We start from the raw sequence: 25,762 nt of genomic DNA on the forward strand, positions 1-25,762 counted from the left end.
ATCTCGCATCTCGCATCTCGTAGAAGCATAAGAAAGCCCCAACACGAATGTCGAGGCTAAAGTATCTTTATTTATGTTCTAGCTGAGTATCCGCTGCGTGCTACTCTTCGTTGTTTTCAGCAAACTTAGATGGTGACATGCCAAAGTGGTGCTTAAACCTTTGACTGAAATAGGAAGGGTCATTGAACCCCGAATCAAACGCCACATCAGAGATCTTCTCTCCAGCGAGTAAGCGCTCACACGCATGCTCTAGACGTACTTCATTCAAGTGCTCTTTGAAGGTCTTGTTGTAAGCCGATTTAAAGCGTCTCTGTAAGCTTCTCTCAGACATAAACAAATACTGAGCGGCAGTTGCAGTACTGAACTCGGCATCAGCGTAGTTTTCACTCACAAGCTGCGACACTCTGTTCTTCCACTCTTGTTCCGCTGTCAGTTTTTGTTGCTCTGGTGTTGAGGCGGCAAGCTTAATGGTTTCAATCTGTTCAATTGTGCTGGCTTCGAGATTGTCGAGTACTTGATACTCAATTGGCCACGAAAGCTGAACCTTATTTTGAGACTCCGAAACAAAGGCATTAAGCTCGCCACCGCTCTGATTCATCAATAGCGGCAGCTTTTCGATGTTAAGGTCGGTCGACTTTCCGGTATTGTCACCCATGCTTGATGCCAGCTTAGGGAAAGGCATGCCATGATCTCGAATGGTTACAACAAGATGCTCCTTAACCTCTTCAACCAGAACCACCATACTCTGCGACTTAAAGTTTCTCTTGATGATGCTCCCGACCAAGCTATTGAAGATAATATCGAGATTAAAATACAGCAACGAGACATATCGTTGTTTTGTTTCGACTTTAATATCCAGTTCAATACCGGCTTTGGTTAAGTCATCCTGCCAAGCTTTGAGTACCACCTCTAAGATTAAAATTATATCGTAACAAACTTGCCCTTCTCCTTGAGGCGTATTACTCAATTGAGCTAAGCCATTTTTCAAGGTTAGAATCGGCGACTTCCCGAGCTCGTCATTCCAATTCGGGAGCATCGCAGCAATATGATTCACTTCAGAAGAGAGTTCATTGGCAGTGTGAGACACAAGCGCATTCTTCACGGATAGCTGCTTTTTAAGCTGTTGATTAGTGGCGAGTAATATCCGGCTTTGGTGCCTCAATTGGTCTGTCTTCAGTGCAACTTGCGCTTTTAAGTGCCGGTTGGCAAAAGTGACATAACGCGAACGCCAAAAGACTAAGATAGTCACAACGCCAATCAGTAATATCAGAGAGCTTGCTGCAGCCCAATTGGTCAGATACCAAGGCTCCGCAATCGAGAAGCTTTGATTGGTTGACACAAAGCGATAATGGGAGCCTTTAACCGGCTTCACTTCAAGTGTGTAATCCCCTGGAAGAAGATGATCGAGCGTTAACAAGCCCCCTTCAAACTCACTCCAAGGTTCATCGTCGCTCAGTCGGTATTCCATCGCAGGTGCGAACGTTGCTGGTAAGATACCTAGCTTAAACCCCATCGATGAACCATAAGGAATCTCATCCAGCTCTGCCGTTTTCCCGCCAAGTGATACCGTTTGTTGGTCGACACTTATCTTACTCAACAAGGCACGGCTATGAGGTGTAGTTGATACCAGTAACTCGTTAGATAACGCGCTGACTACACCATACTTTGAGCCGAAAACAAGCCTCGAAGGTTGGCTATCTTGACTGTAAAAAAGAGCACACGCTCCTGCCGCCAGTTCATTGGTGATCAAACCAAATGGCGAACCTATGTGTTTATGCAGTTGCCCATCCAATCCGTAATAACTGATGCCTTTCGAAGAGCCTAACCAAACACCATTGTCATCGCTTATCAGGCAGTTGGGGCTAATATTGTCTTCAACAAGAGTGATTTCTTGAATAATAGAGCTGTCATCCGGGATTCGATACACGCCATAACTGCTCGCAAACCACTGCGCTCCATCCTTCGCTTTTTCAATATCGACGACTTTGCCAAACCGTTCGCTGGAACGACTAAAGCTAATTCGTTTATCAATGAACGAGTAGAAGCCATGATCCGTTCCTATATAGATGCGACCTAGCAAGCCTACATTGAGAGCGGTGATCTTCGCAGGCAAGAACTTGTCGACTAACCAGTCAGTGCCATAACTCGTCAGTTTCATGGTTTCGATAGATAACGAATAGAGGTTTTGCCCAGAGGTCATCCAAAGAACGTTATCGGCTTGAAGCGCAAGGTTTTCAACACGCACTCCCTCAATTGGCCTTGGTAAATCAAGGGCTTCGGGTTGTAGTGTTTCCGTATTTAGACTGATGATACCTTGTTCGGTCGCCAACCAAATGGAAGAGCCAAAGATCTCAAAATCATTAACAGGGTTAGAGTAAACACGAATTGGGTTCTCTTCACTTTCAGAATCAACCAAGTAGAGCCCCATTGAAGACGCGACCCAAGATAACTGGTCACTGACAGGCAGTACTTTATTGATCACCACACTACTCGAATGCATGCCCATTCCAGTTAGGGGTGTTCTCGAGAAGGTTTTGCTGAACAGTGAGAAGTATCGGATACCGTTGTTTGTCGCAACCCACATACCACCAGCATGATCGTTTATCAACGAATATATTTTCTCACCCGGTAACGAGAAGTCTTGACTAGCGGCTTGTTCGAATCGAGTAATTTGTCCCGTAATAAAGTTGTAGCTAATAAGGCCGTGCTCTGTACCAATCCAATACTGGTCCGAAGTTTCGGCCAACGAGAGAACATGCGACCCTTTAACGATGGTCTCTTTGTCTGGGTTCGCGAGATCAACAATCACAGCACCATTTAAAGTACCGATCACTAACTCACGTCGAGCATTCGAAAAATAAACCGTCTCAATATGGTTTTTGTCTGATGCGGTGACATGGGTAAACTCTTGATTCTCTGAAAGGTAAACGCCAGAACTGGTCGCTAGCACCCACTTTGATAGTACCCACTCAGCGTCGTTAATCGCAATGTCACTGCTGTTATTGTATCGGTACAGTTTAAGTAGAGAGTAGGTGTTGAATTCTAAAGATTGAGTGTTGTAGGTATAGAAATTACTGCCGTCAGTAACCCAAATATAATCGCCTGATGCACCGATATTCGCTATTTCAGCGCCGGGACTTAGGCTAAACGCCAATTCGTTGCCAATTCCAGGGTTATGTCGATAGACCTCATTGTCGAAAAATGTCCAAAACTCATCGTTCAGAAAGGCGACTCTTTCCGAAGAAAATTGCAGTAAGCTTCCCTTGCGAGGGAATAGAGTTCGACCATCGTAAAAGAGTACTTTTCCATGCACATCATAAACCCAGAGCCCACCTCCGGCACCTAAATACAAGTTTTTAGCCGCAAGGAAATTCCCTTGCGCTTGAGCGGGCAAAGGATAGAAAACGGAGGGCGAGGTATTTACCGCTAGAACGCTAAATGAAATGCTCATTAACATGAACATTTTGAAGATAATTCGATACAACTCTTAATCCTGAACAGCAACAACACATGAAATTTTGGGTACCACAACGTCTTATCGTTGCTAAACCAAAAACTGAGTTTTTTTGTGCTTATTATTATCTTTCCATTTTAGCGGAAATTAGAAAAGGAGAAAGGAGGTTTGTTATTTGTTAGGAGGTTTTATCTTAGCGGTCACGAAAATGCCGCAAAAAGCGGCATGATTCATAAATTAACGAGAGCAAAGTAGAGTAAAGAATACTCGTTTATGACTTACTTCTCGTCTAAGCAACTTGTATAGCTATCTGTAAGTTGCTGAAGAAAATCGAAATAGCTTCCACTCTTCACTTCAACTGTTGAACCGATAGGGTCAAGCTGACCTTGTTTTGCGTTACTTCCGCGCGTCACTGATTCAATCACAGCAGGAGTGAATTGAGGCTCAGAAAACACACATTGAACGTTTTCACGTACTATCGTTTTCTTAATAGCGATCAGGCTTTTTGCACCCGGCTTACGCTCTGGGCTCACCGTAAAGTGACCTAAGTTATTTAGCTCAAACTCTTGCTCAAAGTAACCATACGCGTCATGAAAAACGTAGTAACCTTTGTCTTTCACGGGTGCAAGTTGCTCTCGAATAGACTGTTGCTTCTCTTTCAATGCAATCAGGAATGAATCGAGATTCTCTTGGTACGCCATTGCGTTGTCTGGATCAGATTCAATCAACTTAGCTGAGATGTATTTTGCAGCTACTTCAACTTGCTCGATACCTAACCAAAAATGCGGGTCATGGCTACCGTGGTGGTGCCCTTCATGTGCATCGTGGTCATGCTCTTCGTGTCCGAACTCTCGCAAGTTGATTCCGGGAATATCACTGATCTTGATAACATTTTCTTTTGAACCAATCACCTTAGTCAGAAAGGCTTCTAGGTCAGGGCCGAACCAGATGACCATATCGGCACTATGAACTTTTTTGACATCCGATGGCTTAAGCGCATAATCATGCGGCGAAGCATTGCTGTTCATCAACACATCCGGCTCACTAACGCCTTGCGTTAATTCTGTCACAATAATTTGAATTGGTTTAAAGCTTGTTAGAATAGTATTGGCACTTGCGACACTTGGCGCTAAAAGCAAAGTAGCAAGTATAAAAGATGAACGTGACATAATCCCTCGATAATAGAAAAGTAGCTTAGGCTTGAGGTAAATGTTACATTATAACATTAGCGAATTGCAAATGAGTTCTATTCATGGATAACTTAATCCAACTAGATTCTGTGAGCGTCGAATTTGACGGTCGAAAAGTTCTAGACAACATCTCTCTAAATTTAGAGCGCGGCAGAATCACCACCCTGATTGGGCCAAACGGTGCAGGAAAGTCGACATTAGTAAAAGTGGTACTGGGTTTACAGACCAAATTTTCAGGCACAATAACAAAAGCTAAAAAACTGAAAATTGGCTATGTACCACAAAAATTAAAGCTCAATGATTCCCTACCGCTCAACGTAGAGCGTTTTCTAAAACTCACTGGCAATTTCAGTCAGCAAGAGATCCTTGAAGCATTGAAGCTTGTTGGTGCTGAACATCTGCAGAAGAGTAACATGCACCAGCTATCTGGCGGAGAAAACCAACGTGTGCTCATTGCTCGTTCATTGCTAAGAAGACCAGATCTACTGGTTCTCGATGAACCGGCTCAAGGCGTCGACGTTCAAGGGCAAATAGACCTGTATGACTTGATTGACACCATTCGCCACCGCTTTGGTTGTGCCGTATTTATGGTTTCACACGATCTGCATTTAGTGATGGCAAAAACAGACGATGTTATCTGTTTACACCACCACATCTGTTGCTCAGGCGCACCTGCAGACATCAAACACCATCCTTCGTATATTGCGCTCTTTGGCACCGCGACCCAAGAGACGCTAGCGTTTTATCATCACCAACACGAACATCACCATCATGATCTCGCAGGCCAGCCTGTCGAAGGCGACGTGCATGAATGTTCAAACCATAAACACGGACACCACTAATGCTTGAGTTTCTTCTTCCCTCTATTTTGGCGGGTTTGGGTATTGCACTAATTGCAGGCCCACTAGGTTCATTCGTGGTGTGGCGTAAGATGGCTTACTTTGGTGACACGCTTGCTCACGCTTCTTTGATGGGCTTAGCACTTGGCTTTCTGTTCAACATTAACTTGTATTTCGCGCTGCTGATTTGTTGTTTGATGCTGGCCGTGTTGCTAGTGACTTTACAAAAACAAAAGCTGGTCGCGACCGATACCCTACTCGGTATTTTGGCGCACAGTGCGCTATCACTTGGTTTGGTTGCTGTCAGTTTCTTAGATAACGTTCGTGTTGACCTAATGAGCTACCTATTTGGTGACTTGCTGGCAGTATCTCCAACGGATTTAGTGTTCATCTATGCGGGTGCTGCTGTGATTGGATTAGTACTTGCTATCTTTTGGCGACCACTACTATCAACGACGGTTAACGAAGATCTCGCGGCGGTTGATGGCATCAACATTGATTTAATGCGTCTGATTCTGATGCTATTGGTCGGTATCGTGATTGCTGTCGGTATGAAGTTTGTTGGTGCGTTAATCATGACATCGCTACTGATTATTCCTGCAGCAACGGCAAGGAAGTTCTCGAGCACACCTGAGCAGATGGCCTTCCTTGCATCAATTATTGGCTCTATCGCTGTATTCGGTGGATTAAGCTTGTCTTGGTTCTATGATACGCCTGCTGGCCCGTCTGTGGTTATCAGTGCGGCAGCAATGTTTATGCTATCTCAAATGGTTAGAAGTCGAGCTTAGCACTTAGCAGTACGATCTCGTATCTCGAAAACATAAAAAAAGGCTTGGTCAGTGACCAAGCCTTTTTAATATCGTTTCAATTAACTTCTATCTCAATCGATAAAAGCCAGCTGATTACCAACCCGTGATTTCACGTAGGCCTTTACCGATGTCAGCAAGAGACTTAACAGTCTTAACGCCTGCTGCTTCTAGTGCTGCGAATTTATCTTCAGCAGTACCTTTACCGCCAGAGATGATTGCGCCTGCGTGGCCCATACGTTTGCCCGGAGGAGCAGTAACACCAGCGATGTAAGATACAACTGGCTTAGTTACGTTTGCTTTGATGAAATCAGCCGCTTCTTCTTCCGCAGTACCACCGATTTCACCAATCATTACGATTGCTTCAGTTTCTGGGTCTTCTTGGAAAAGTTTCAAGATATCAATGAAGTTTGAACCTGGGATAGGGTCACCACCGATACCAACACATGTAGACTGACCAAAGCCTTCATCTGTTGTTTGCTTAACTGCTTCGTATGTCAGAGTACCTGAACGAGATACGATACCTACTTTACCCTTCTTGTGGATGTGACCAGGCATGATACCAATCTTACACTCGTCTGGAGTGATAAGACCTGGACAGTTAGGACCGATCATGCGAACGCCAGTTTCTTCTAGCTTCACTTTAACGTCGATCATATCTGTTGTAGGGATACCTTCAGTGATCGTTACGATCAGTTCGATACCTGCATCAATCGCTTCTAGGATTGCATCTTTACAGAAAGGAGCTGGTACGTAGATAACTGTTGCTGTTGCGCCAGTTACTTCTACCGCTTCACGTACTGTGTTGAATACTGGAAGGCCTAGGTGAGTTTGACCACCTTTACCAGGTGAAACACCACCAACCATTTGCGTACCGTATGCGATAGCTTGGTCTGAGTGGAATGTACCTTGACCGCCAGTGAAACCCTGACAGATTACTTTAGTGTCTTTGTTAATTAATACAGACATTATTTAGCCTCCGCAGCAGCAACAACTTTCTGAGCAGCATCTGTTAGAGATTCAGCTGCAATGATATCAACATCAGAATTAGCAAGTACTTCGCGACCTAGGTCTGCGTTTGTACCTTCTAGACGAACAACTACAGGAACTGTTACGCCGACTTCTTTAACTGCACCGATAATACCTTCAGCGATCATGTCACAACGAACGATGCCACCGAAAATGTTTACGAGTACTGCTTTAACATTATCATCAGAAAGGATGATCTTGAATGCTTCAGCTACACGTTCTTTTGTCGCGCCGCCGCCTACATCAAGGAAGTTTGCTGGCTTGCCGCCGTGTAGGTTTACGATATCCATCGTACCCATCGCAAGGCCTGCACCGTTAACCATACAGCCAACGTTACCATCTAGTGCTACGTAGTTCAGTTCCCACTGTGCTGCGTGTGCTTCGCGCTCATCTTCTTGAGATGGATCGTGCATTTCACGTAGTTTAGGCTGACGGTACATCGCGTTTGAGTCGATGTTGATCTTGCCGTCTAGACAAAGCAGGTTGCCTTCGCCAGTAATTACAAGCGGGTTGATTTCTAGTAGAGCTAGGTCGTACTGAGAGAACATTTGGCCAAGACCCATGAAGATCTTAACGAACTGTTTGATTTGATCGCCAACTAGACCAAGTTTGAACGCCAGTTCACGGCCTTGGTAAGCTTGAGGGCCTACTAGAGGATCGATCGCTGATTGGTGAATCAACTCTGGAGTTTCTTCAGCGATTTTCTCAATGTCCACACCGCCTTCAGTTGACGCCATGAATACAATTTTACGCGTTGCGCGGTCAACAACAGCACCTAGGTAAAGTTCGTTAGCAATGTTTGATGCTTCTTCAACTAGGATCTTAGTTACAGGCTGACCATTAGCGTCTGTTTGGTAAGTCACTAGGTTTTTACCTAGCCACTTTTGTGCAAACTCTTTAACGCCTTCTTTGGTGTCATGTAGCTCTACGCCGCCCGCTTTACCGCGGCCACCAGCGTGTACTTGACACTTAACGACTTTCTTGGCTGTACTGATACGACCTGCAGCTTCGAAAGCTTCTTGTGCAGTATCACATGCGAAACCTTCTGGTACAGGCAAACCGAATTCTGCAAACAGCTGTTTGGCTTGGTATTCATGCAAATTCATTTTGATATTCCGTTTATTTTCCCTTAAGGGATTATTATTTCCATAACGACACAGTTTCCTGTGTTACGTCTGTAGGGTCTTCTCAAAACAACTGCTGTCCATTTTCTAATGGCTTTACAGTTCAATTGAAGGCCAGACGTTGAGCAGCCTAGCCTTTGAAACTTTTTACGTCTAGCTAACGGGGTTAACTAGACGTTTTAGCGATACTAAACGTCTAATAGCAGACGTGCAGGATCTTCTAGAAGCTCTTTGATGGTCACTAGGAAGCCAACTGATTCACGGCCATCGATTAGACGGTGGTCGTAAGAAAGCGCTAGGTACATCATTGGTAGAATCTCTACCTTGCCATCAACAGCCATTGGACGGTCTTGGATTTTGTGCATACCCAAAATTGCCGCTTGAGGCGGGTTGATGATTGGCGTAGACATTAGAGAACCAAATACACCACCGTTTGTGATAGTGAAGTTGCCGCCCATCAGTTCATCAACCGTTAGCTTGCCGTCACGACCTTTGATTGCTAGCTCTTTGATGCCTTTTTCGATATCAGCGAAACCTAGTGTGTCACAGTCTTTGAGTACTGGAGTCACTAGACCACGTGGCGTAGATACCGCCATGCTGATGTCGAAGTAGTTGTGGTAAACGATATCTGTACCATCAATAGAAGCGTTCACTTCTGGGAAACGCTTCAGTGCTTCTGTTACTGCTTTCACGTAGAAAGACATGAAGCCAAGACGCGTATCGTGACGTTTCTCGAATTGGTCTTTGTACTGCTTACGAAGGTCCATGATTGGCTTCATGTTCACTTCGTTGAAAGTAGTCAGCATTGCTGTGCTGTTTTTCGCTTCTAGAAGACGGTTTGCAACTGTCTTACGCAGGCGAGTCATAGGCACGCGTTTTTGGCTGCGAGCCGCTGCTGGCGCTTCAACTGCTGGTGCAGATGCTGCTGCCGGAGCCGCTTTCGCTGCTGCTAGGTGTGCGTCGATGTCTTCACGAGTAATACGACCACCAACACCAGTGCCTTTAACGTCAGCTGGTTGTAGGTTGTGCTCAGCAAGCAGGCGACGAACAGCTGGGCTTAGTGCGTCGTTGTTCTCTTCTGTTAGCGCAGCTTTATGGCGCTTATCAGGAGATGCTTCTGTATCTTCAGTGGTGTCTTTCGTTGGTTCACCAGCGACAGCACCCGGCTTGATTTTAGCCAAAAGCTGCTTAGAAAGTACCGTAGCACCCTCTTCTTCGATGATAGCTTCCAGAACACCCGCTTCAGGAGCCGGTACTTCTAGAACTACTTTATCTGTTTCGATATCTACAATGACTTCATCACGTGCAACCGCTTCGCCCGGTTTTTTGTGCCAAGTAGCAACTGTTGCATCAGCCACAGATTCAGGTAAATCTGGAACCAGAATTTCAATTGTCATGTGCGTATTTTCCTTTTACTTCTAGTTCTTAAGTAGGGTCAAAGCGTCGTCAACTAACGCTTTTTGTTGTTTCAAGTGTACTGACATATAGCCAACAGCTGGTGATGCTGATGCAGGACGACCTGCGTATTGAATATCAGCACCTACTGGGATAGCAGCTCGGAAATTATGTTGGCTACTGTACCAAGCACCTTGGTTTTGTGGCTCTTCTTGACACCAAACGTAATCGACTACATTTGTGTATTGTGCGATGGCAGCTCTCACGTCCTCATAAGGGAACGGGTAAAGTTGCTCAATACGTACAATAGCGACATCGTCTTGCTCGTTCTTACGTCTTTGGTCAAGCAGGTCAAAGTAAACCTTACCTGAACAGAACACGACGCGTTTTACGTTCTCAGGAGCCAGATCATCAATTTCTGCGATAGCTGGTTGGAACGTGCCTTCTGCCAAATCTTCAAGAGAAGAAGTACACAGAGGGTGACGAAGCAATGACTTAGGTGACATTACAATCAGTGGACGACGCATTGGTCGAACAACCTGACGGCGAATCATGTGGTAAACCTGTGCCGGTGTTGAAGGAACAACAACCTGCATGTTTTGTTCAGCACATAACTGAAGGTAACGCTCAAGACGTGCAGAAGAGTGCTCTGGGCCTTGGCCTTCATAACCGTGAGGAAGCAGCATAGTTAGACCACATAGACGTGCCCACTTTTGCTCACCTGATGAAATGAATTGGTCGATAACAACTTGTGCACCGTTTGCGAAGTCACCAAATTGAGCTTCCCAAAGGGTTAGACCGCTTGGCTCTGCTGTCGCGTAACCATACTCAAATGCGAGTACCGCTTCTTCAGATAACACAGAGTCAAACACTTGGAATGGCCCTTGTTTATCATGAATGTTCGCAAGAGGAACATACGTGCTTGCATCTGATTGATTGTGCAGTACTGAATGACGGTGGAAGAACGTACCACGACCTGAATCTTGGCCTGAGATACGAATACGCTTACCGTCGTCAACAAGTGTTGCGTATGCCAGAGTTTCAGCCATACCCCAATCGACTTGTTTCTCACCATTCACCATGGCAGTACGATCGTTGTACAGTTTATTTACTCGGCTTTGCAGCTTGTGGCTGTCCGGGTATTGACAAAGTTTGGTACCAAGCTCTTTCAGGCGCTCGATATCAATCTTGTTATCCCACTCGATGTTCCAGTCGTGACCTAGGTAAGGAGACCAGTCTACTGAGTGAAGTGCCATTGGACGCCACTCTTTAACCACAACTTCACCGTGATCAAGTGCATCACGATATTCGTTAACTAGCTGAGTTGCTGTATCAATACCAAACTCACCGCGCTCCATTAGCACGTCAGCGTAAAGCTTACGTGGTGTTGGGTGCTTCTTGATTTTTTGGTACATCAAAGGCTGTGTTGCATTCGGCTCATCGGCTTCATTGTGACCGTGGCGACGGTAACAAACCAAATCAATAACAACATCACGCTTAAACGTATTACGGTAATCCAATGCAAGACGCGCAACAAACGCAACCGCTTCTGGATCATCAGAGTTAACGTGGAAAATCGGAGCCTGAACCATCTTCGCGATATCGGTACAGTACATCGTAGAGCGTGTATCGCGAGGGTTAGACGTTGTAAAACCAACTTGGTTGTTTACAACGATACGAACTGTACCACCTACACAGAAACCACGAGCTTGAGACATGTTAAACGTCTCTTGTACTACACCCTGACCAGCGATAGCTGAGTCACCGTGGATAGTAATTGGAAGTACACGGCTACCATCATTATCACCAAGGCGATCTTGACGTGCACGTACTGAACCGATAACTACCGGGTTTACGATTTCTAAGTGAGATGGGTTAAATGCTAGTGCTAAGTGAACGTTGCCGCCTGGCGTTGCGAAGTCCGCAGAGAAGCCTTGGTGGTATTTCACATCACCAGTACCCCACGTGTCATCGTGCTTGCCCGCAAACTCGTCAAACAGGTCTTGTGGCTTTTTACCAAGCACGTTGACCAACATGTTTAGACGACCACGGTGAGCCATACCAACAACAACTTCACGCATGCCTTGTCCGCCAGCATGACGAATAATTTCTTTCGTCATTGGGATAAGAGCATCACCACCTTCCAACGAGAAGCGTTTTGCGCCTGGGAATTTCGCACCAAGATAGCGCTCAAGACCTTCAGCAGCAGTTAGCTCTTCTAGGAAAGCTTGCTTTTCTTCTTTGTTGAAAGAGGGTTGACCAGATACAGACTCTAAACGTTGTTGGATCCAACGCTTTTGCTCTGTATTTGTCATGTGCATGTATTCAGCACCAATAGAGCCACAATACGTTTGCTTTAGAGATTTGTAGAGATCTTTAAGCACCATCGTCTCTTGGCCAATGGCGTAAGAGCCGACGTTGAACGTCTCATTGAGGTCATCTTCGGTAAGAGTGTGGAAAGAAGGGTCCAGTTCATCAACTGTCGCTCTTTTCCATAAACCTAGGGGGTCTAGATTTGCTGCTTGATGCCCTCGGAATCGATAGGCATTAATAAGTTGCAGAACCTTTACTTGTTTCGCATCGACATCTGGATCACTAACTTGGACACTGTAATGCTTTGTTTCTTGAGCGAGTCGACGGAAGTATTCACGAACACGAGAGTGTGGTTGTTCCACTGTCTCTGAAGCTTGCACAGGCAGTTCTTCAAAAACACTTCTCCATTCGTCACTTACCGAATCTGGGTCACTTAGATACAGTTCATAGAGTTCTTCTACGTACGTTGCATTGGCGCCAGCCAAGTGTGAAGACTCGAGCCATGCCTTCATCACGCCGTTGTGCATATTTTCCCTTAACCAGTAGTTTTCACGTTTGCTGCGGTCTATGCCGAGCTATTAAAAGGCCGCCCCAAAACTTCTAGGGCGGCAATTTTTATATAACTTAAACCGAACGATTCACTAGCATGGTCTTGATGTGACCAATAGCTTTCGTCGGATTTAATCCCTTAGGACAAACACTTACACAATTCATGATGCCATGGCAACGAAAAACGCTAAATGCATCATCAAGATCGGACAAACGTTCGTCTGTCGCTGTATCTCGGCTATCAATTAGCCAACGGTACGCTGCAAGCAGGCCTGCTGGTCCGATGAATTTGTCAGGGTTCCACCAGAATGATGGGCATGACGTTGTACAACATGCACACATGATACATTCGTACAATCCATCTAAATGAGCACGCTCATCAGGGCTTTGTAAGTTTTCACGAGCCGGTGGCACATTGCCATCAGACACTAAGAATGGCTTCACTTTTTCGTAGTTATCGTAGAACTGAGTCATGTCTACAATCAGGTCACGAACAACGGGTAAGCCAGGCAGTGGGCGAATCACAATCTTGTCTTGGCCCGAAAGCGCAGACAATGGCGTGATACACGCTAGGCCATTTTTACCGTTCATGTTCAAACCATCCGAGCCACATACACCTTCACGGCATGAGCGACGGAATGAGATTGTTGGATCTTGCTCTTTCAACAGAATAAGCGCATCCAAAAGCATCATGTCTGAACCTTCATCCACTTCTAGAGTGTATTCCTTCATATAAGGTTTCTGGTCGACATCTGGATTGTAACGATATAAAGAGAAATTCAGTTTCATGGTCATATCTCCTTAGTACGTACGTGCTTTTGGTGGGAACGCTTCACGATGGATAGGTTCCATGTTTACACCACGCTTAGTCATGCTCTCTGACTCTGGGTTGTAAAGTGAGTGGCATAGCCATTGCTCATCATCACGGTCAGGGAAATCGAATCGAGCGTGTGCGCCACGGCTCTCTGTACGGAAATTTGCAGCAACAGCCGTTGCGAATGCCGTTTCCATCAAGTTTTCAAGCTCTAGACACTCGATACGTTGAGTGTTGAACTCTGTAGACTTATCAGATAGGTGTGCATTTTTCAGACGCTCGCGAATCGCTTTTAGCTCTTCTAGGCCTTCAGCCATTGCTTTGCCTTCACGGAATACTGAGAAGTTGTTCTGCATACATTGCTGAAGATCTTTACGGATTTGCGCTGGATCTTCGCCGTCTGTGCTGTTTTCCCAACGGTTGTAACGCTCTAGTGAACGCTCAATGTCAGCTTCAGTTGCAGGTTTCGCTTCGTCTTGCTTCTTCAGTGTCTCACCTAGGTGTAGACCTGTCGCACGACCAAATACCACCAAATCAAGCAGTGAGTTACCACCTAGACGGTTGGCACCATGTACTGATACTGATGCGATTTCACCACAAGCAAATAGACCTTGGATTTCAACATCGCTGCCGTCTTCGGTTTGCTTAATAGCTTGACCAGAAACTTGTGTTGGAACACCACCCATCATGTAGTGACATGTCGGGATTACTGGGATTGGCTCTTTCACTGGATCAACGTGAGCAAAGGTACGAGAAAGTTCACATACACCAGGAAGACGAGATTCAAGCGTCTCTTTACCTAAGTGATCAAGCTTAAGCTTAATATGTGGACCCCAAGGGCCATCGCAACCACGACCTTCACGAATTTCAACCATCATTGAACGAGCAACAACATCACGACCCGCTAAGTCTTTAGCGTTTGGTGCGTAACGTTCCATGAAGCGTTCGCCGTCTTTATTGAGAAGGTAACCACCTTCACCACGACAACCTTCCGTTACCAATACACCTGCACCAGCGATACCCGTTGGGTGGAACTGCCACATTTCGATGTCTTGCATAGGAACGCCAGCACGAATCGCCATACCAACACCGTCACCAGTATTAATATGTGCATTGGTTGTTGATGCGTAGATACGACCAGCACCTCCGGTAGCAAGGATTGTTGCCTTCGCTTTGAAGTAGCAAACCTCGCCCGTTTCCATACAAAGCGCGGTAGTACCTAAGATTGCACCATCTTCGTTCTTAACAAGATCCAGTGCATACCACTCAGAGAAAACAGTCGTTTTGTGTTTAATGTTTTGTTGGTAAAGCGTGTGAAGCAGAGCGTGACCAGTACGGTCGGCTGCAGCTGCGGTACGAGCCGCTTGCTCACCACCAAAGTTTTTAGATTGACCACCGAAAGGACGCTGGTAAATAGTACCGTTCTCAAAACGAGAGAAAGGTAGGCCCATTTTTTCGAGTTCGATTACCGACTCAGGACCGTTTTTACACATGTATTCGATAGCGTCTTGGTCACCGATGTAATCAGAACCTTTTACTGTGTCATACATATGTTGTTCCCAATGGTCTTCATGCGCGTTACCAAGAGCAACAGTGATGCCGCCTTGCGCTGAAACCGTATGAGAACGAGTAGGGAAAACTTTAGAAAGCAATGCACAAGAAAGGCCTTGCTCAGAAATTTGCAGTGCGGCACGCATACCTGCACCACCAGCGCCGATAACTACGGCATCAAACTCACGAACAGGAATAGTCACTTACGCACCCCACAAAATAAACAGACCAGAGAAGAAATATCCAAGAAGAACTGCAACAACACCGACTTGAAGACCAACACGCAGTTTTGCGCATTTGATGTAGTCAGTTAGTACTTGCCATAGGCCGATCCACGCGTGAACCAAAACAGAAGTAAGCGCTAACATGGTGAAGACTTTAGTGAAGGTTCCACCAAAGAATTGCGTCCAAGATGCGTAAGAGATATCACCAGAGAAAGCACAGAAGCTAACTAGGTAGATAGTGTAAAGCGTCATAATGATGGCAGTTGCACGAATCAATAGATAATCGTGGACACCATTACGACCAAAAGTAGAAACGTTGTTTACCATACTAAGATCCCCGCTAGTAGAGACAATACCGCTGTTGCTGCGAATGCAACCTTAGCGCTCTTAGCGCCAGATTCCAGCTCTTCAAAGTGACCAAGGTCCATAAGAAGGTGACGAATACCACCAGCAATGTGGTAAGCCAAAGCGGTTAAAATGCCCCACAGAATAAACTTCACGAAGAAACCATCGACAATGTCGCTAGCTTCGGCAAAGCCTACTGGGGATGAGAGGGAAATGGATAGTAACCAAAGCAGAATTCCAATCGCGACAAAAGTTATCACCCCAGACACACGGTGTAGGATGGAAGCTATTGCTGTGATTGGAAAGTGGATGGTCTGTAAATCTAAATTAACAGGTCTTGTCTTTCTTTCTTTCACGGGCTTGCTCACTCAGCTCCATTGAGCATTATGGTCATTAAATAACCTTATGATATTGTTATGGACAAAATTTGATTGTAAACCTTCAAAATTTAACATTAACTTAACAAATAACTGAAGTTGAGCCTTAGATAATTGTAAAATAATTGTTAACTGCTCGATTAAGAAAGACACCTCACATTTCTTCTTAGCCTTGCATTTATAAGGTTTTAACCAAACTTTTCAGCGTCACTATACGACTGGCAACATTCTAATACAATTGATGTAACAAATAATGCTACACAGACCAGATTTTTAACGAATTTAATGTAAAAAACACTAACAAGTGCACACAAAGCTTCAGAAAAATTGACTTTCCCACGTAAGACCAGTAAAAAAATGGCACATAAACATCCTGGACGGATTAAATAATAAACAAAGGAGATTGTTATGGCGGATAAGAAAGCTACCCTTCACATTGAAGGTCAAGCGCCAATCGAGCTGCCGATTACAGAAGGTGTACTTGGTACTCCAGTGATCGATGTTCGTACACTAGGTTCTAATGGTTTTTTCACTTTTGACCCTGGTTTTCTTGCCACTGCATCCTGTGAGTCTCAAATCACTTTTATTGACGGTGGAAAAGGCATTCTTTTACATCGTGGTTATCCAATCGACCAACTTGCCAATAACGCTGATTACTTAGAAGTATGTTACATACTTCTTTACGGTGAAGCCCCATCTCGAGCTGAGTACGAAAAGTTCAAGACTACCGTGACACGTCACACTATGGTGCACGAGCAAATCGCTAGTTTCTTCCACGGCTTCCGTCGTGACGCTCACCCTATGGCTGTAATGTGTGGTGTTGTAGGCGCTCTAGCGGCGTTCTACCACGACTCACTTGATGTCAACAACGATACACACCGTGAAATTGCGGCATACCGCCTGATTTCAAAAATGCCAACACTGGCTGCAATGTGTTACAAATATTCAATCGGTCAGCCGTTTATCTACCCACGTAACGACCTAGGCTACGCAGAAAACTTCTTACACATGATGTTTGCAAACCCATGTGAAGAGTATGAAGTGAACCCTATCGTTGCTCGTGCAATGGATAAGATTTTCACTCTACATGCTGACCACGAACAGAACGCTTCTACGTCTACAGTGCGTCTTGCTGGTTCATCTGGTGCTAACCCGTTTGCGTGTATCGCAGCAGGTATCGCATCACTTTGGGGCCCAGCTCACGGCGGTGCAAACGAAGCTTGTCTGCGCATGCTTGAAGAGATCGGTAGCGTAGATAACATTGAAGAATACGTTGCGAAAGCAAAAGACAAAGATGACCCATTCCGTTTGATGGGCTTCGGTCACCGTGTTTACAAGAACTACGACCCACGTGCAACAGTAATGCGCGAAGCGTGTCACGAAGTGCTTAAAGAGCTAAACATCCAAGATCCACTACTAGACGTAGCGATGGAACTTGAACGTATCGCTCTTTCTGATGAGTACTTTGTTTCTAAGAAGCTATACCCGAACGTAGATTTCTACTCAGGTATCATTCTGAAAGCAATCGGTATTCCAGTATCTATGTTTACAGTAATCTTCGCGATGTCTCGTACCATCGGTTGGATTGCTCACTGGAACGAAATGCACAGCGATCCGACGAACCGTATCGGTCGTCCTCGTCAGCTATATACTGGTGAAGAACAACGTGACTTTAAAGCACTTCACGAACGTGAATAGTTGCTATAAATCATAATGTTAAAAGGGGTTGATGTGAGAACATCAACCCCTTTTCTTTTGTACGCTCTCAACCCCGTCATCCTCAAGAATGCGAAGTGAACGAATAAAATAATATCGTCATCCCCAAGAACGAGGGACGAATGAGTTGGGGATCTCCTTAAGCGAGCAGATAAACTATACAGGTTACCTGCTCAATTCTAGAGAACGACGCATACACTCGACTCGTACCCCTTATCTCGCATCTGCTCTTAAACTGGGTTATCGATATCAATAAACTCAACATCCAAGCCATGTTCTTCCGCTAACCATTCACCTAACGCTTTTACACCGTATCGCTCAGTCGCGTGGTGGCCAGCAGCAAAATAATGAATGTCTTGCTCGCGTGCTGAGTAAGTAGTGCGCTCAGAAATTTCACCAGAAATAAAAGCATCAATGCCTTCAGAAGCCGCTAGCTCAATGTAGTCTTGACCACCACCAGTACACCAACCGACGGTCGTTATCATTTTGTCTTGGTTTTCTGGAGCGATATGCAGTGGTTTACGATTTAGAGCTTGATCGATTTTTTCTGCGAATTCAGTACCTGTCATTGGTGTTTTTAATCTACCAAACATAGCAACCGATTGTGGGTGCCCTTCCAAGCCACCTTCTACTTCAATATCAAGCAGTTCAGCGAGTTTGGCGTTGTTACCAAGTTCAGGGTGGATATCGAGAGGTAAGTGATAACCCAAAAGGTTAATGTCATTCTTTATCAGAGTGCGAATGCGTTTGCCCTTCATGCCACGAATTGCCTCTGACTCACCTTTCCAAAAGAAACCGTGATGAACCAACAAAGCGTCAGCCTCTAGCTCAACCGCTTTATTAATCAAAGCTTGCGAAGCTGTTACACCAGTAACGATTCGCTTCACTTCTGTCGCGCCTTCAACTTGAAGACCATTAGGACAGTAATCTTTAATCTGCTGTGGCTGCAGTTTTTCGTTAAGTAGCTTTTCTAATTGTAAGTTAATCATTTTTCTTTCCAGCTTACCTTTATAATAACGTCGTTATATCAATTTACGGGTAGAATGTCGAAAGCCCCACGATGAGTTTATGAGGAAGAGATGACAGCACTGCAACGTTTTTACCAATGGGTCATCGACTCACCGCCATTACTAGAAATCAAGCCACCGGTTTCGGATCTCAGTGCATTCTCTAGCAACCATGCCATCGACTCATCACATACTTATGAGGGTAATCCTAGATTAGGTTTCCTCTACCAATATCTATGCGAGCAAGTGATCGCTGCCTCACCGAATTACTCGATAAAGCACGACGAGATTCAGATCAATGTGGAAGGCAGAACTCTCGGTGCAATCGACTTTATTCTTAAAGAAGAGAGCAGCCAAAAGCTGCAACATTGGGAAGTGGCGATTAAGTTTTATCTGCTCCACGAACAAACATGGTTTGGACCCAACTCTCACGACCAATTGGATAAGAAACTCGACAGGATGCTCAGCCACCAACTAGAAATGTCCTCTTCTGCCGCCTTTGTTGAGCAATATCCAGAAATCGATGTCGACTCAAAACACTTACTGATGCAAGGTCGTCTATATACCAACCCTTTCTTAGAGCAAAACATACCGACAAAATGCTTGGGCTATGACATTAACCCAAGCCAAGTAAACGGCTTTTGGTGCTATCAAGATCAGGCTCATTTAATCAGTGAACCACTGTATCCACTCACCAAAGAGCAATGGGCAGCAGGGACGGATGATTTCAGCAGTCAGCCGATCACCGAGTTCGGTGATCGCTTCGTCCATGGGCAAACAAAGTCGGGGCAATTCTGGTTTGTGATGCCACAAAGTTGGCCACACGGTTAGTCGTCTGAGCTAACTCAGTTACCTTTTCCCGCTTATACGTAACTAACACAAACAAAAAGGGCTGATGCTTTCACATCAACCCTTCTTCTATTTACGTAGCAACTCTAGTAATCGAGATTCGATTATAGGCCAGCCGCTGCAAATACTTGGTTCACAATCTCTTGAGCTTCTGCTTCGATTGCTTTCAGGTGCTCTTCACCCTTAAAGCTTTCACAGTAGATCTTGTAGATGTCTTCAGTGCCTGATGGACGAGCAGCAAACCAGCCGTTCTCAGTTGTCACTTTCAAGCCACCAATCGCAGCACCGTTACCTGGAGCGTGTGTTAAGCGTGCAGTAATTGCATCACCAGCCAACGTCTCAGCAGAAACCATCTCTGGAGATAGTTTCTTCAGCACGTCTTTCTGTGCACCATTTGCTACCGCTTGAATACGGTTGTACTTAGATTCACCGTGTTTAGCGGCAAGTTCTTCGTAGTATTCTTGTGGGTTATTACCTGTCACTGCTGTGATCTCAGCCGCAAGCAAGCAAAGAATCAGGCCGTCTTTATCTGTTGACCAAGGCGTACCGTCTTTACGTAGGAAAGAAGCACCTGCGCTCTCTTCGCCACCAAAACCAAACTGGCCGTTGTATAAGCCATCAACGAACCATTTGAAACCAACTGGCACTTCACAAAGTTCGCGACCTAAGTCAGAAACTACGCGATCGATTAATGCACTTGATACTAGTGTCTTACCAACAGCAACGTCTTTACCCCAACCTTCACGGTTACGGTATAGGTAATCAATACAAACCGCTAAGAAGTGGTTTGGATTCATCAAACCTTTAGGTGTCACGATACCGTGGCGATCGTAATCTGGGTCGTTACCAAATGCTAGAGCGTACTCGTCTTTAAGCGCCAGTAAGCCTGCCATTGCGTATGGAGAAGAACAGTCCATACGAACTACGCCATCTTTATCTAGAGACATGAATTGGAATGAAGGGTCAACCGCTTCACTTACCAGAGTAAGATCTAGATTGTACGCTTTACCAATTTGACGCCAGTAATCAATACCGCTGCCACCCAGTGGATCAACACCAATCTTGATGTTTGCTTTCTGGATCGCTTCCATATCCACGACGTTAACCAAATCAGCGACGTATGGCGCGACTAGGTCAACTTCTTTTACTAGCTCAGACTGTTTAGCCTGTGCGATAGGCGTACGCTTAACACCTTGCATTTGCTCAGCAATGATCACGTTCGCACGGTCTTCAATCGCTTGAGTCAGTTCAGCTTCAGCTGGGCCACCGTGTGTCGGGTTGTATTTAATACCGCCGTCTTGAGGTGGGTTATGTGAAGGCGTGATAACAATGCCGTCGGCTTTTTTGTCATTCACTAGGTTGTGCGTAAGAATCGCGTGCGAGATACCAGGTGTTGGAGTAAAGCCGTTGTTTTCTTGAATAATAACTTCAACACCGTTCGCTACAAGCACTTCGATAACCGTAGAGAACGCAGGCTCAGATAGAGCGTGAGTATCTTTACCTAAGAAAAGAGGGCCAGTTGTACCTTGCTCGGCACGAACTTCAGCAACCGCTTGTGCAATTGCTAGAATGTGGTTTTCGTTAAATGTTGATTTGTCTGCTGTACCGCGGTGACCTGAAGTACCGAAAAGTACTTTATGATCTGGGTTCGTAGCATCCGGTTGCTGTAAGAAATAGTTAGCAACTAAAGCCGGGATATTATGAAGATCTTCCTGCTGAGCTTTCTGCCCAGCACGAGGGTGCATAGCCATTTTTCGACATCCTTATATATAAAATTTTAAAACAAAAAAACCTCATAATATCTTCTTATCCATGGATATTATGAGGTTTAAATCAGATTTCGTTAAATTGAACCTGTTACTTTTTCTATCAATTCTGCTTGGAAATTCATGCGGCTCATAAGCTGCTCAACCATCTGTCTTTTTCGGCTTGTATTGTTATTAGTAATAACCCAAAAAGGACTTTGTGGAATAGCTTTAGGCTTAGTCGTGTTGCCGTTTGCTAGCAACGTCGCTTCGTTATCTGCAAAGTAAACGCGCTTACGGCCTTTTACTTGAGTTGCTTCTGAAAAGCTTAAAGGGTCGATTTTATGCAGTGTTGATAACACAAGCATGAAACGATCAATGGCTTTCTTTAGTGATGCAAACTCATCTGATATTAGTAGTGAGCGCATTTCTTTAACGCCATCGAACTTCTCTGGAGTAAAGCCTACCTCTTTGCTAACAACGATACCTTTTGGCTCAACGATCTCTTCGATCGGAGCCATGCCTTGGCTATCAACCTGTAACAAGCGGCGCAGAATATCTGAAGCGCTTTCGCCAATACGTTCTGTCTGACCCGCAATAAAACGGTATAGGTCCTCATCAACCTCAATTGTTTTCATTCGCTTTTCACAATCTCAATGTTTAAACTCTGGGGGATTATAGCGAGATCCGCGCGGATACTCTACGTCAAACCCACCATGAATAAGATAAAAATGTCAGTACAGCTCAACTATAAAATTGAAGGTGAGGGTCACACCATTGTTTTGATCCATGGATTATTCGGTAATCTGGACAACCTTGGCTTGCTCGCTAGGGATCTAAAAGCCGATCATCAGGTACTTAGTATCGATCTCCGCAACCACGGTCAATCCTTCCATAGTGACACTCATAACTATCAAGCGATGGCACAAGACGTGGCTCAACTGCTGCATGATCTTAAGTCAGAAGACGTCACTGTGATTGGTCACTCGATGGGTGGCAAAGTAGCGATGGCACTGACACAACATCTTGCGCTGCATAAATTGATTGTCTTGGATATGGCTCCGGTTGCGTACACTCAGAGTCGCCACGACAACGTATTCGCAGGCCTGCAAGCCGTGATAGAAGAAGAGCCAACTTCACGCTCAGATGCACTCAAGGTTCTCGCAAAACATATCGAGATCGATGGCGTTCGCCAGTTTTTAACCAAATCTTTGTTCAAAACAGAGCAAGGCATCATGGAATGGCGCTTCAATGTTGCTTCGTTATTGAGCAACTACCCACATATTATTGGTTGGGAACCGATCGAGAAAACCTCGGTCAAAACCTTGCTCATTAAAGGTGGGGATTCAGATTACCTCACCGCAGAACATCAAGCAGCCGTTCAGCAGCAATTTTCTAACGCAAAAGCGCATGTCATTGCCAACACAGGTCACTGGCTGCATGCTGAAAAACCAGCAGAAGTACTTAGAGCAATTAGAAAATTCATCGCTTAACTGCGCTTTTTCGTGCAGATAAATGAGAGCTGTGTAATTACTGCAGATTAACTTTATCTCACAACAGTGATATAGTGCGCCCAAGCAAAATTGGTATATAAGGTTCCCATGCTTTACGACTACATGAACATCATCGAATCTGTTGGTTTAGATCTCCTGTTTGCCGCGATTTTCTTTTTAATCGGTATGGCAATTAAGGACGTTCTCAAGCAGGGAAATGTTCCTCCATTTGGTCGTCGCATCGTATGGTTAGTACTTTTCCTTGGCTGTGCGGGTTTTATCGCCAAAGGGATAATCCAACTAAGCTGGGAAGGAACTGGGATCTAACGATTCTCTTCCGAACTTTATTACACCGACAACAGACAAAATGAAAGGTAATGATTCTATGGCAAGTGTAGGTCTCTTCTTTGGTAGCGATACAGGTAACACTGAAGCTGTTGCTAAGATGATTCAAAAGCAATTGAGCAAACAGCTCGTTCACGTTCAAGACATTGCAAAAAGCAGCAAAGAAGATATCGATAACTTCGATCTACTGCTGCTTGGTATCCCTACGTGGTACTACGGCGAAGCACAATGTGATTGGGATGACTTTTTCCCAGAGCTAGAAGCTATTGATTTCTCAACTAAGCTTGTTGCTATCTTTGGTTGTGGCGACCAAGAAGATTACGCAGAATACTTCTGTGATGCTATGGGTACTATCCGTGACATCGTTGAAGCGAAAGGCGGTACTATCCTAGGTCACACATCAACTGAAGGCTACGAATTCGAAGCATCGAAAGGTTTAGTTGAAGGCGATGACAGCCAATTCGTTGGTCTATGTATCGATGAAGACCGTCAACCTGAGCTAACTGATGAGCGCGTATCTAACTGGGTTAAACAAATCCACGAAGAGATGTGCCTAGCAGAGCTAGAAGACTAATTCTCTAGTGGTTGTTAATTGTTACAGTTAATAACCATTATGTAGATATGAAAAAACCTCCTTATAGGAGGTTTTTTGCTATTTAAAATCTATTAATTAGCACTCAGCCTCTAATGCTTCATCATCATCTCTAAATTGCGGCTTCTTTCTTACATAGAGGGTGCGTTGAATTTCTGAAACCACATTACCCTGCTTATCTTTCACGTGAATAATAAATTCGGGGAAACACTTTTCACCGAGTTGCGTCTGACGATAGATATCGTCAAGCTGCCCTTGCCTTATCTCAAAATCTGCATACAAGTCCGATTGCCCCGGCTTGATGAAGTTAATGCTCGCTTCTTTATCCCAAACATAATATCGTTCACCTAAAATTCCCATTAACATCAATGAGTAAACGGGATCGGTAAGAGAAAAGATACTGCCGCCATATTGAGTACGATTGGCGTTCTTATTCCACCAGCGTAGCTTAAGTACTGTCTTAACAACCCTAAAGTCAGTGCTAATGTGGGCTATTCGAATACCCGCTCCCCAAAAGGGAGGCCAAATATTAAGAGCAAATTTTACAATGTTGGGTTTATATATTTTTGCGAGTTGCTTATTCATAACAACATTCCATGTTCATATCAGAAACACCGTCACCTTGACTGGTCGTACCTCCACTATAAGTGAGATACTTCCAATTTACAAAACAGATTGTGATGTCAGTAAGTAACCCTTTGAAGTTCGTGGTTTATTGTTATGCCTGACTAAACTATAATGGTATTAATATTGAATTCTGTTAATTGCTGCAGATCATCAACAGGAAAGTATATGTCAGACAATAATCAAGCGCTAAAAGATGCAGGTCTTAAAGTGACCCTTCCACGGCTCAAAATTTTAGAAGTATTACAACAGCCAGACTGCCAACATATTAGTGCTGAAGATTTATATAAGAAGCTGATCGACCTAGGTGAAGAAATCGGTCTTGCAACCGTTTATCGAGTACTTAACCAATTCGATGACGCTGGCATTGTAACTCGTCACCACTTCGAAGGCGGCAAGTCTGTATTTGAACTTTCTACACAGCACCACCACGACCACCTTGTATGTTTAGATTGTGGCGAAGTGATCGAATTCTCTGATGACATCATCGAAGAAAGACAGAAAGAGATTGCTCAGCGTTACAACGTGCAACTAACAAACCACAGTTTGTACTTGTACGGCAAAAGCATTAACGGAGATTGCAAAGGCAATCCAGACGCGCATAAAGCGAAGTAGTAATACAGAACGCTGGCTTAGGCCGGCGTTTTTTATATAGGGCATCATAAAGTATCCATGAAAAGAATCCCGCTAGTTAAGGCTTTTACTTTAATTGAGATGTTGGTTGTTGTGGTGATTATTGCAGTGCTTGCTATTGTTGCCCTTCCCCGTTTTCTTAACATTCAAACCGATGGCCGTATCGCTCTGTTTGACGCTGCTCAATCTCAATTTCAAACTGCGATCACGTTTGCTCACAGTAAATGGCTGGTCAGCGGCGGCGGCAACGCTGAAATGAATGACATGCCAGGTTTTGGGGAAGACGGAGACGGCAATGCTCAATTGGACATAAATGACGTCGGCTACCCACTCGGCGTCGATAAAGGCAACCCTATGGGGCAGCCTTACAACATAGGTCAAGGTGACCAAGGGTGTGTGTCAATATGGAATGCCATTATGACAACCGACCTGACCGCTACTACAGACCCGAACCAGTCCAACAATTTTGATTTTATTACCCGCCGTCAAAACCATAGTTTTGTTGCCAAAGACGGTACTCCTCAAAACAAACTCGCGCTTTGCTACTTCATCTACACTGGAGTCGATTTCGACAGCGATCCTGGTAATGCAGGTTATGTTTTCTGGTACAACTCACGCACGGGTGAAGTAACCCAACAAGACCCTAATAATCCCTAAAACTCTGGCTCTAGTGCTTAAAACGCTAGTTGGTCACTAGAAACACCTTGGTAATCAAATTTAAGACACAAAAAAACCGGCTCTAAGCCGG

At 44.8% G+C, this 25,762-nt stretch carries 23 protein-coding genes; 9 read left to right on the top strand and 14 right to left on the bottom strand.

Features of this window, described 5'->3' with window-relative positions; translation table 11 throughout:
• Positions 1–100: 100 nt before the first annotated feature.
• Together AB4263_RS06700 and znuA are read right to left on the bottom strand one after the other, a co-directional pair.
• Positions 101–3,463, bottom strand: coding sequence for a helix-turn-helix domain-containing protein (locus AB4263_RS06700; protein ID WP_372097981.1), 3,363 nt, complete (start codon positions 3,461–3,463; stop codon positions 101–103).
• 269 nt (positions 3,464–3,732) lie between these two features.
• Positions 3,733–4,623, bottom strand: a complete 891-nt coding sequence (znuA, locus tag AB4263_RS06705; protein ID WP_372097944.1) for a zinc ABC transporter substrate-binding protein ZnuA — start codon at positions 4,621–4,623, stop codon at positions 3,733–3,735.
• Between the two features lie 83 nt (positions 4,624–4,706).
• On the opposite strand from znuA, the gene znuC reads away from it, so the two are divergent.
• Together znuC and znuB are read left to right on the top strand one after the other, a co-directional pair.
• Positions 4,707–5,486 (top strand): zinc ABC transporter ATP-binding protein ZnuC, encoded by a 780-nt coding sequence (gene znuC, locus AB4263_RS06710; RefSeq protein ID WP_017061943.1) that lies wholly within the window; start codon positions 4,707–4,709, stop codon positions 5,484–5,486.
• Entirely contained in the window at positions 5,486–6,271 is a 786-nt protein-coding gene (gene znuB, locus AB4263_RS06715) for a zinc ABC transporter permease subunit ZnuB (protein WP_017061944.1), read from the top strand. The genes znuC and znuB overlap by 1 nt, the downstream gene beginning before the upstream one ends.
• A gap of 114 nt (positions 6,272–6,385) precedes the next feature.
• Here the strand turns inward: znuB and sucD are convergent, their stop codons facing one another.
• The 8 genes from sucD to sdhC form a co-directional block, all read right to left on the bottom strand.
• Entirely contained in the window at positions 6,386–7,258 is an 873-nt protein-coding gene (sucD, locus tag AB4263_RS06720; protein ID WP_017061945.1) for a succinate--CoA ligase subunit alpha, read from the bottom strand.
• A complete protein-coding gene (gene sucC / locus AB4263_RS06725) occupies positions 7,258–8,424 on the bottom strand; it encodes an ADP-forming succinate--CoA ligase subunit beta (RefSeq protein ID WP_010436793.1) in 1,167 nt (388 codons plus the stop codon). The genes sucD and sucC overlap by 1 nt, the downstream gene beginning before the upstream one ends.
• A 206-nt stretch (positions 8,425–8,630) precedes the next feature.
• Positions 8,631–9,839: a 2-oxoglutarate dehydrogenase complex dihydrolipoyllysine-residue succinyltransferase gene (gene odhB, locus AB4263_RS06730; protein WP_017056410.1), complete on the bottom strand. Its 1,209-nt coding sequence runs from the start codon at positions 9,837–9,839 to the stop codon at positions 8,631–8,633.
• 21 nt (positions 9,840–9,860) lie between these two features.
• Positions 9,861–12,677, bottom strand: a complete 2,817-nt coding sequence (sucA, locus tag AB4263_RS06735; RefSeq protein WP_017061946.1) for a 2-oxoglutarate dehydrogenase E1 component — start codon at positions 12,675–12,677, stop codon at positions 9,861–9,863.
• A 97-nt stretch (positions 12,678–12,774) separates the two neighbouring features.
• Positions 12,775–13,488 (bottom strand): succinate dehydrogenase iron-sulfur subunit, encoded by a 714-nt coding sequence (locus tag AB4263_RS06740; protein ID WP_010436773.1) that lies wholly within the window; start codon positions 13,486–13,488, stop codon positions 12,775–12,777.
• A gap of 12 nt (positions 13,489–13,500) precedes the next feature.
• Positions 13,501–15,267, bottom strand: a complete 1,767-nt coding sequence (gene sdhA, locus AB4263_RS06745) for a succinate dehydrogenase flavoprotein subunit (protein ID WP_048606450.1) — start codon at positions 15,265–15,267, stop codon at positions 13,501–13,503.
• A complete protein-coding gene (gene sdhD / locus AB4263_RS06750; protein WP_010436768.1) occupies positions 15,268–15,615 on the bottom strand; it encodes a succinate dehydrogenase, hydrophobic membrane anchor protein in 348 nt (115 codons plus the stop codon).
• Complete coding sequence (sdhC, locus tag AB4263_RS06755; RefSeq protein ID WP_017061948.1) at positions 15,609–16,001, bottom strand: succinate dehydrogenase cytochrome b556 subunit; 393 nt, start codon at positions 15,999–16,001, stop codon at positions 15,609–15,611. Before sdhC ends, sdhD begins: the two co-directional genes overlap by 7 nt.
• 417 nt (positions 16,002–16,418) lie before the next feature.
• Here sdhC and AB4263_RS06760 point away from each other — a divergent pair, with 417 nt between their 5' ends.
• The gene (locus tag AB4263_RS06760; RefSeq protein WP_017061949.1) at positions 16,419–17,708 is read left to right on the top strand and encodes a citrate synthase; all 1,290 of its coding nucleotides are present in this window, start codon (positions 16,419–16,421) and stop codon (positions 17,706–17,708) included.
• 248 nt (positions 17,709–17,956) lie between these two features.
• Here the strand turns inward: AB4263_RS06760 and AB4263_RS06765 are convergent, their stop codons facing one another.
• Positions 17,957–18,715, bottom strand: coding sequence for a Nif3-like dinuclear metal center hexameric protein (locus AB4263_RS06765; protein ID WP_372097946.1), 759 nt, complete (start codon positions 18,713–18,715; stop codon positions 17,957–17,959).
• Positions 18,716–18,805: 90 nt separating this feature from the next.
• Here AB4263_RS06765 and AB4263_RS06770 point away from each other — a divergent pair, with 90 nt between their 5' ends.
• A complete protein-coding gene (locus AB4263_RS06770; protein ID WP_372097948.1) occupies positions 18,806–19,564 on the top strand; it encodes a DUF1853 family protein in 759 nt (252 codons plus the stop codon).
• Positions 19,565–19,686: 122 nt separating this feature from the next.
• Here AB4263_RS06770 and pgm read toward each other — a convergent pair whose 3' ends face one another.
• Together pgm and seqA are read right to left on the bottom strand one after the other, a co-directional pair.
• The gene (pgm, locus tag AB4263_RS06775) at positions 19,687–21,333 is read right to left on the bottom strand and encodes a phosphoglucomutase (alpha-D-glucose-1,6-bisphosphate-dependent) (RefSeq protein ID WP_371724298.1); all 1,647 of its coding nucleotides are present in this window, start codon (positions 21,331–21,333) and stop codon (positions 19,687–19,689) included.
• A 92-nt stretch (positions 21,334–21,425) separates the two neighbouring features.
• The gene (gene seqA / locus AB4263_RS06780) at positions 21,426–21,965 is read right to left on the bottom strand and encodes a replication initiation negative regulator SeqA (protein WP_017061953.1); all 540 of its coding nucleotides are present in this window, start codon (positions 21,963–21,965) and stop codon (positions 21,426–21,428) included.
• Positions 21,966–22,058: 93 nt separating this feature from the next.
• Between seqA and AB4263_RS06785 the strand changes: the two genes are divergently transcribed.
• The 3 genes from AB4263_RS06785 (at position 22,059) to fldA (ending at position 23,739) form a co-directional block, all read left to right on the top strand.
• Complete coding sequence (locus AB4263_RS06785; RefSeq protein ID WP_017061954.1) at positions 22,059–22,820, top strand: alpha/beta fold hydrolase; 762 nt, start codon at positions 22,059–22,061, stop codon at positions 22,818–22,820.
• Between the two features lie 108 nt (positions 22,821–22,928).
• Positions 22,929–23,147, top strand: a complete 219-nt coding sequence (locus AB4263_RS06790; RefSeq protein ID WP_004737900.1) for a DUF2788 domain-containing protein — start codon at positions 22,929–22,931, stop codon at positions 23,145–23,147.
• Between the two features lie 58 nt (positions 23,148–23,205).
• Complete coding sequence (gene fldA, locus AB4263_RS06795; RefSeq protein ID WP_010436745.1) at positions 23,206–23,739, top strand: flavodoxin FldA; 534 nt, start codon at positions 23,206–23,208, stop codon at positions 23,737–23,739.
• A gap of 96 nt (positions 23,740–23,835) precedes the next feature.
• On the opposite strand, the gene AB4263_RS06800 is transcribed toward fldA, so the two are convergent.
• The gene (locus AB4263_RS06800; RefSeq protein WP_017061955.1) at positions 23,836–24,342 is read right to left on the bottom strand and encodes a DUF4442 domain-containing protein; all 507 of its coding nucleotides are present in this window, start codon (positions 24,340–24,342) and stop codon (positions 23,836–23,838) included.
• A 207-nt stretch (positions 24,343–24,549) separates the two neighbouring features.
• On the opposite strand from AB4263_RS06800, the gene fcrX reads away from it, so the two are divergent.
• Positions 24,550–24,996 carry a ferric iron uptake transcriptional regulator FcrX gene (fcrX, locus tag AB4263_RS06805; protein WP_017061956.1) on the top strand — a complete coding sequence of 149 codons (447 nt, stop codon included), beginning with the start codon at positions 24,550–24,552 and terminating at the stop codon, positions 24,994–24,996.
• A 57-nt stretch (positions 24,997–25,053) separates the two neighbouring features.
• The gene (locus AB4263_RS06810; RefSeq protein ID WP_032547229.1) at positions 25,054–25,671 is read left to right on the top strand and encodes a prepilin-type N-terminal cleavage/methylation domain-containing protein; all 618 of its coding nucleotides are present in this window, start codon (positions 25,054–25,056) and stop codon (positions 25,669–25,671) included.
• The last annotated feature ends 91 nt before the right edge of the window (positions 25,672–25,762 follow it).

It is taken from the genome of Vibrio sp. 10N.261.55.C5, from assembly GCF_041470505.1.
GTDB classification, from domain to species: domain Bacteria; phylum Pseudomonadota; class Gammaproteobacteria; order Enterobacterales; family Vibrionaceae; genus Vibrio; species Vibrio crassostreae_C.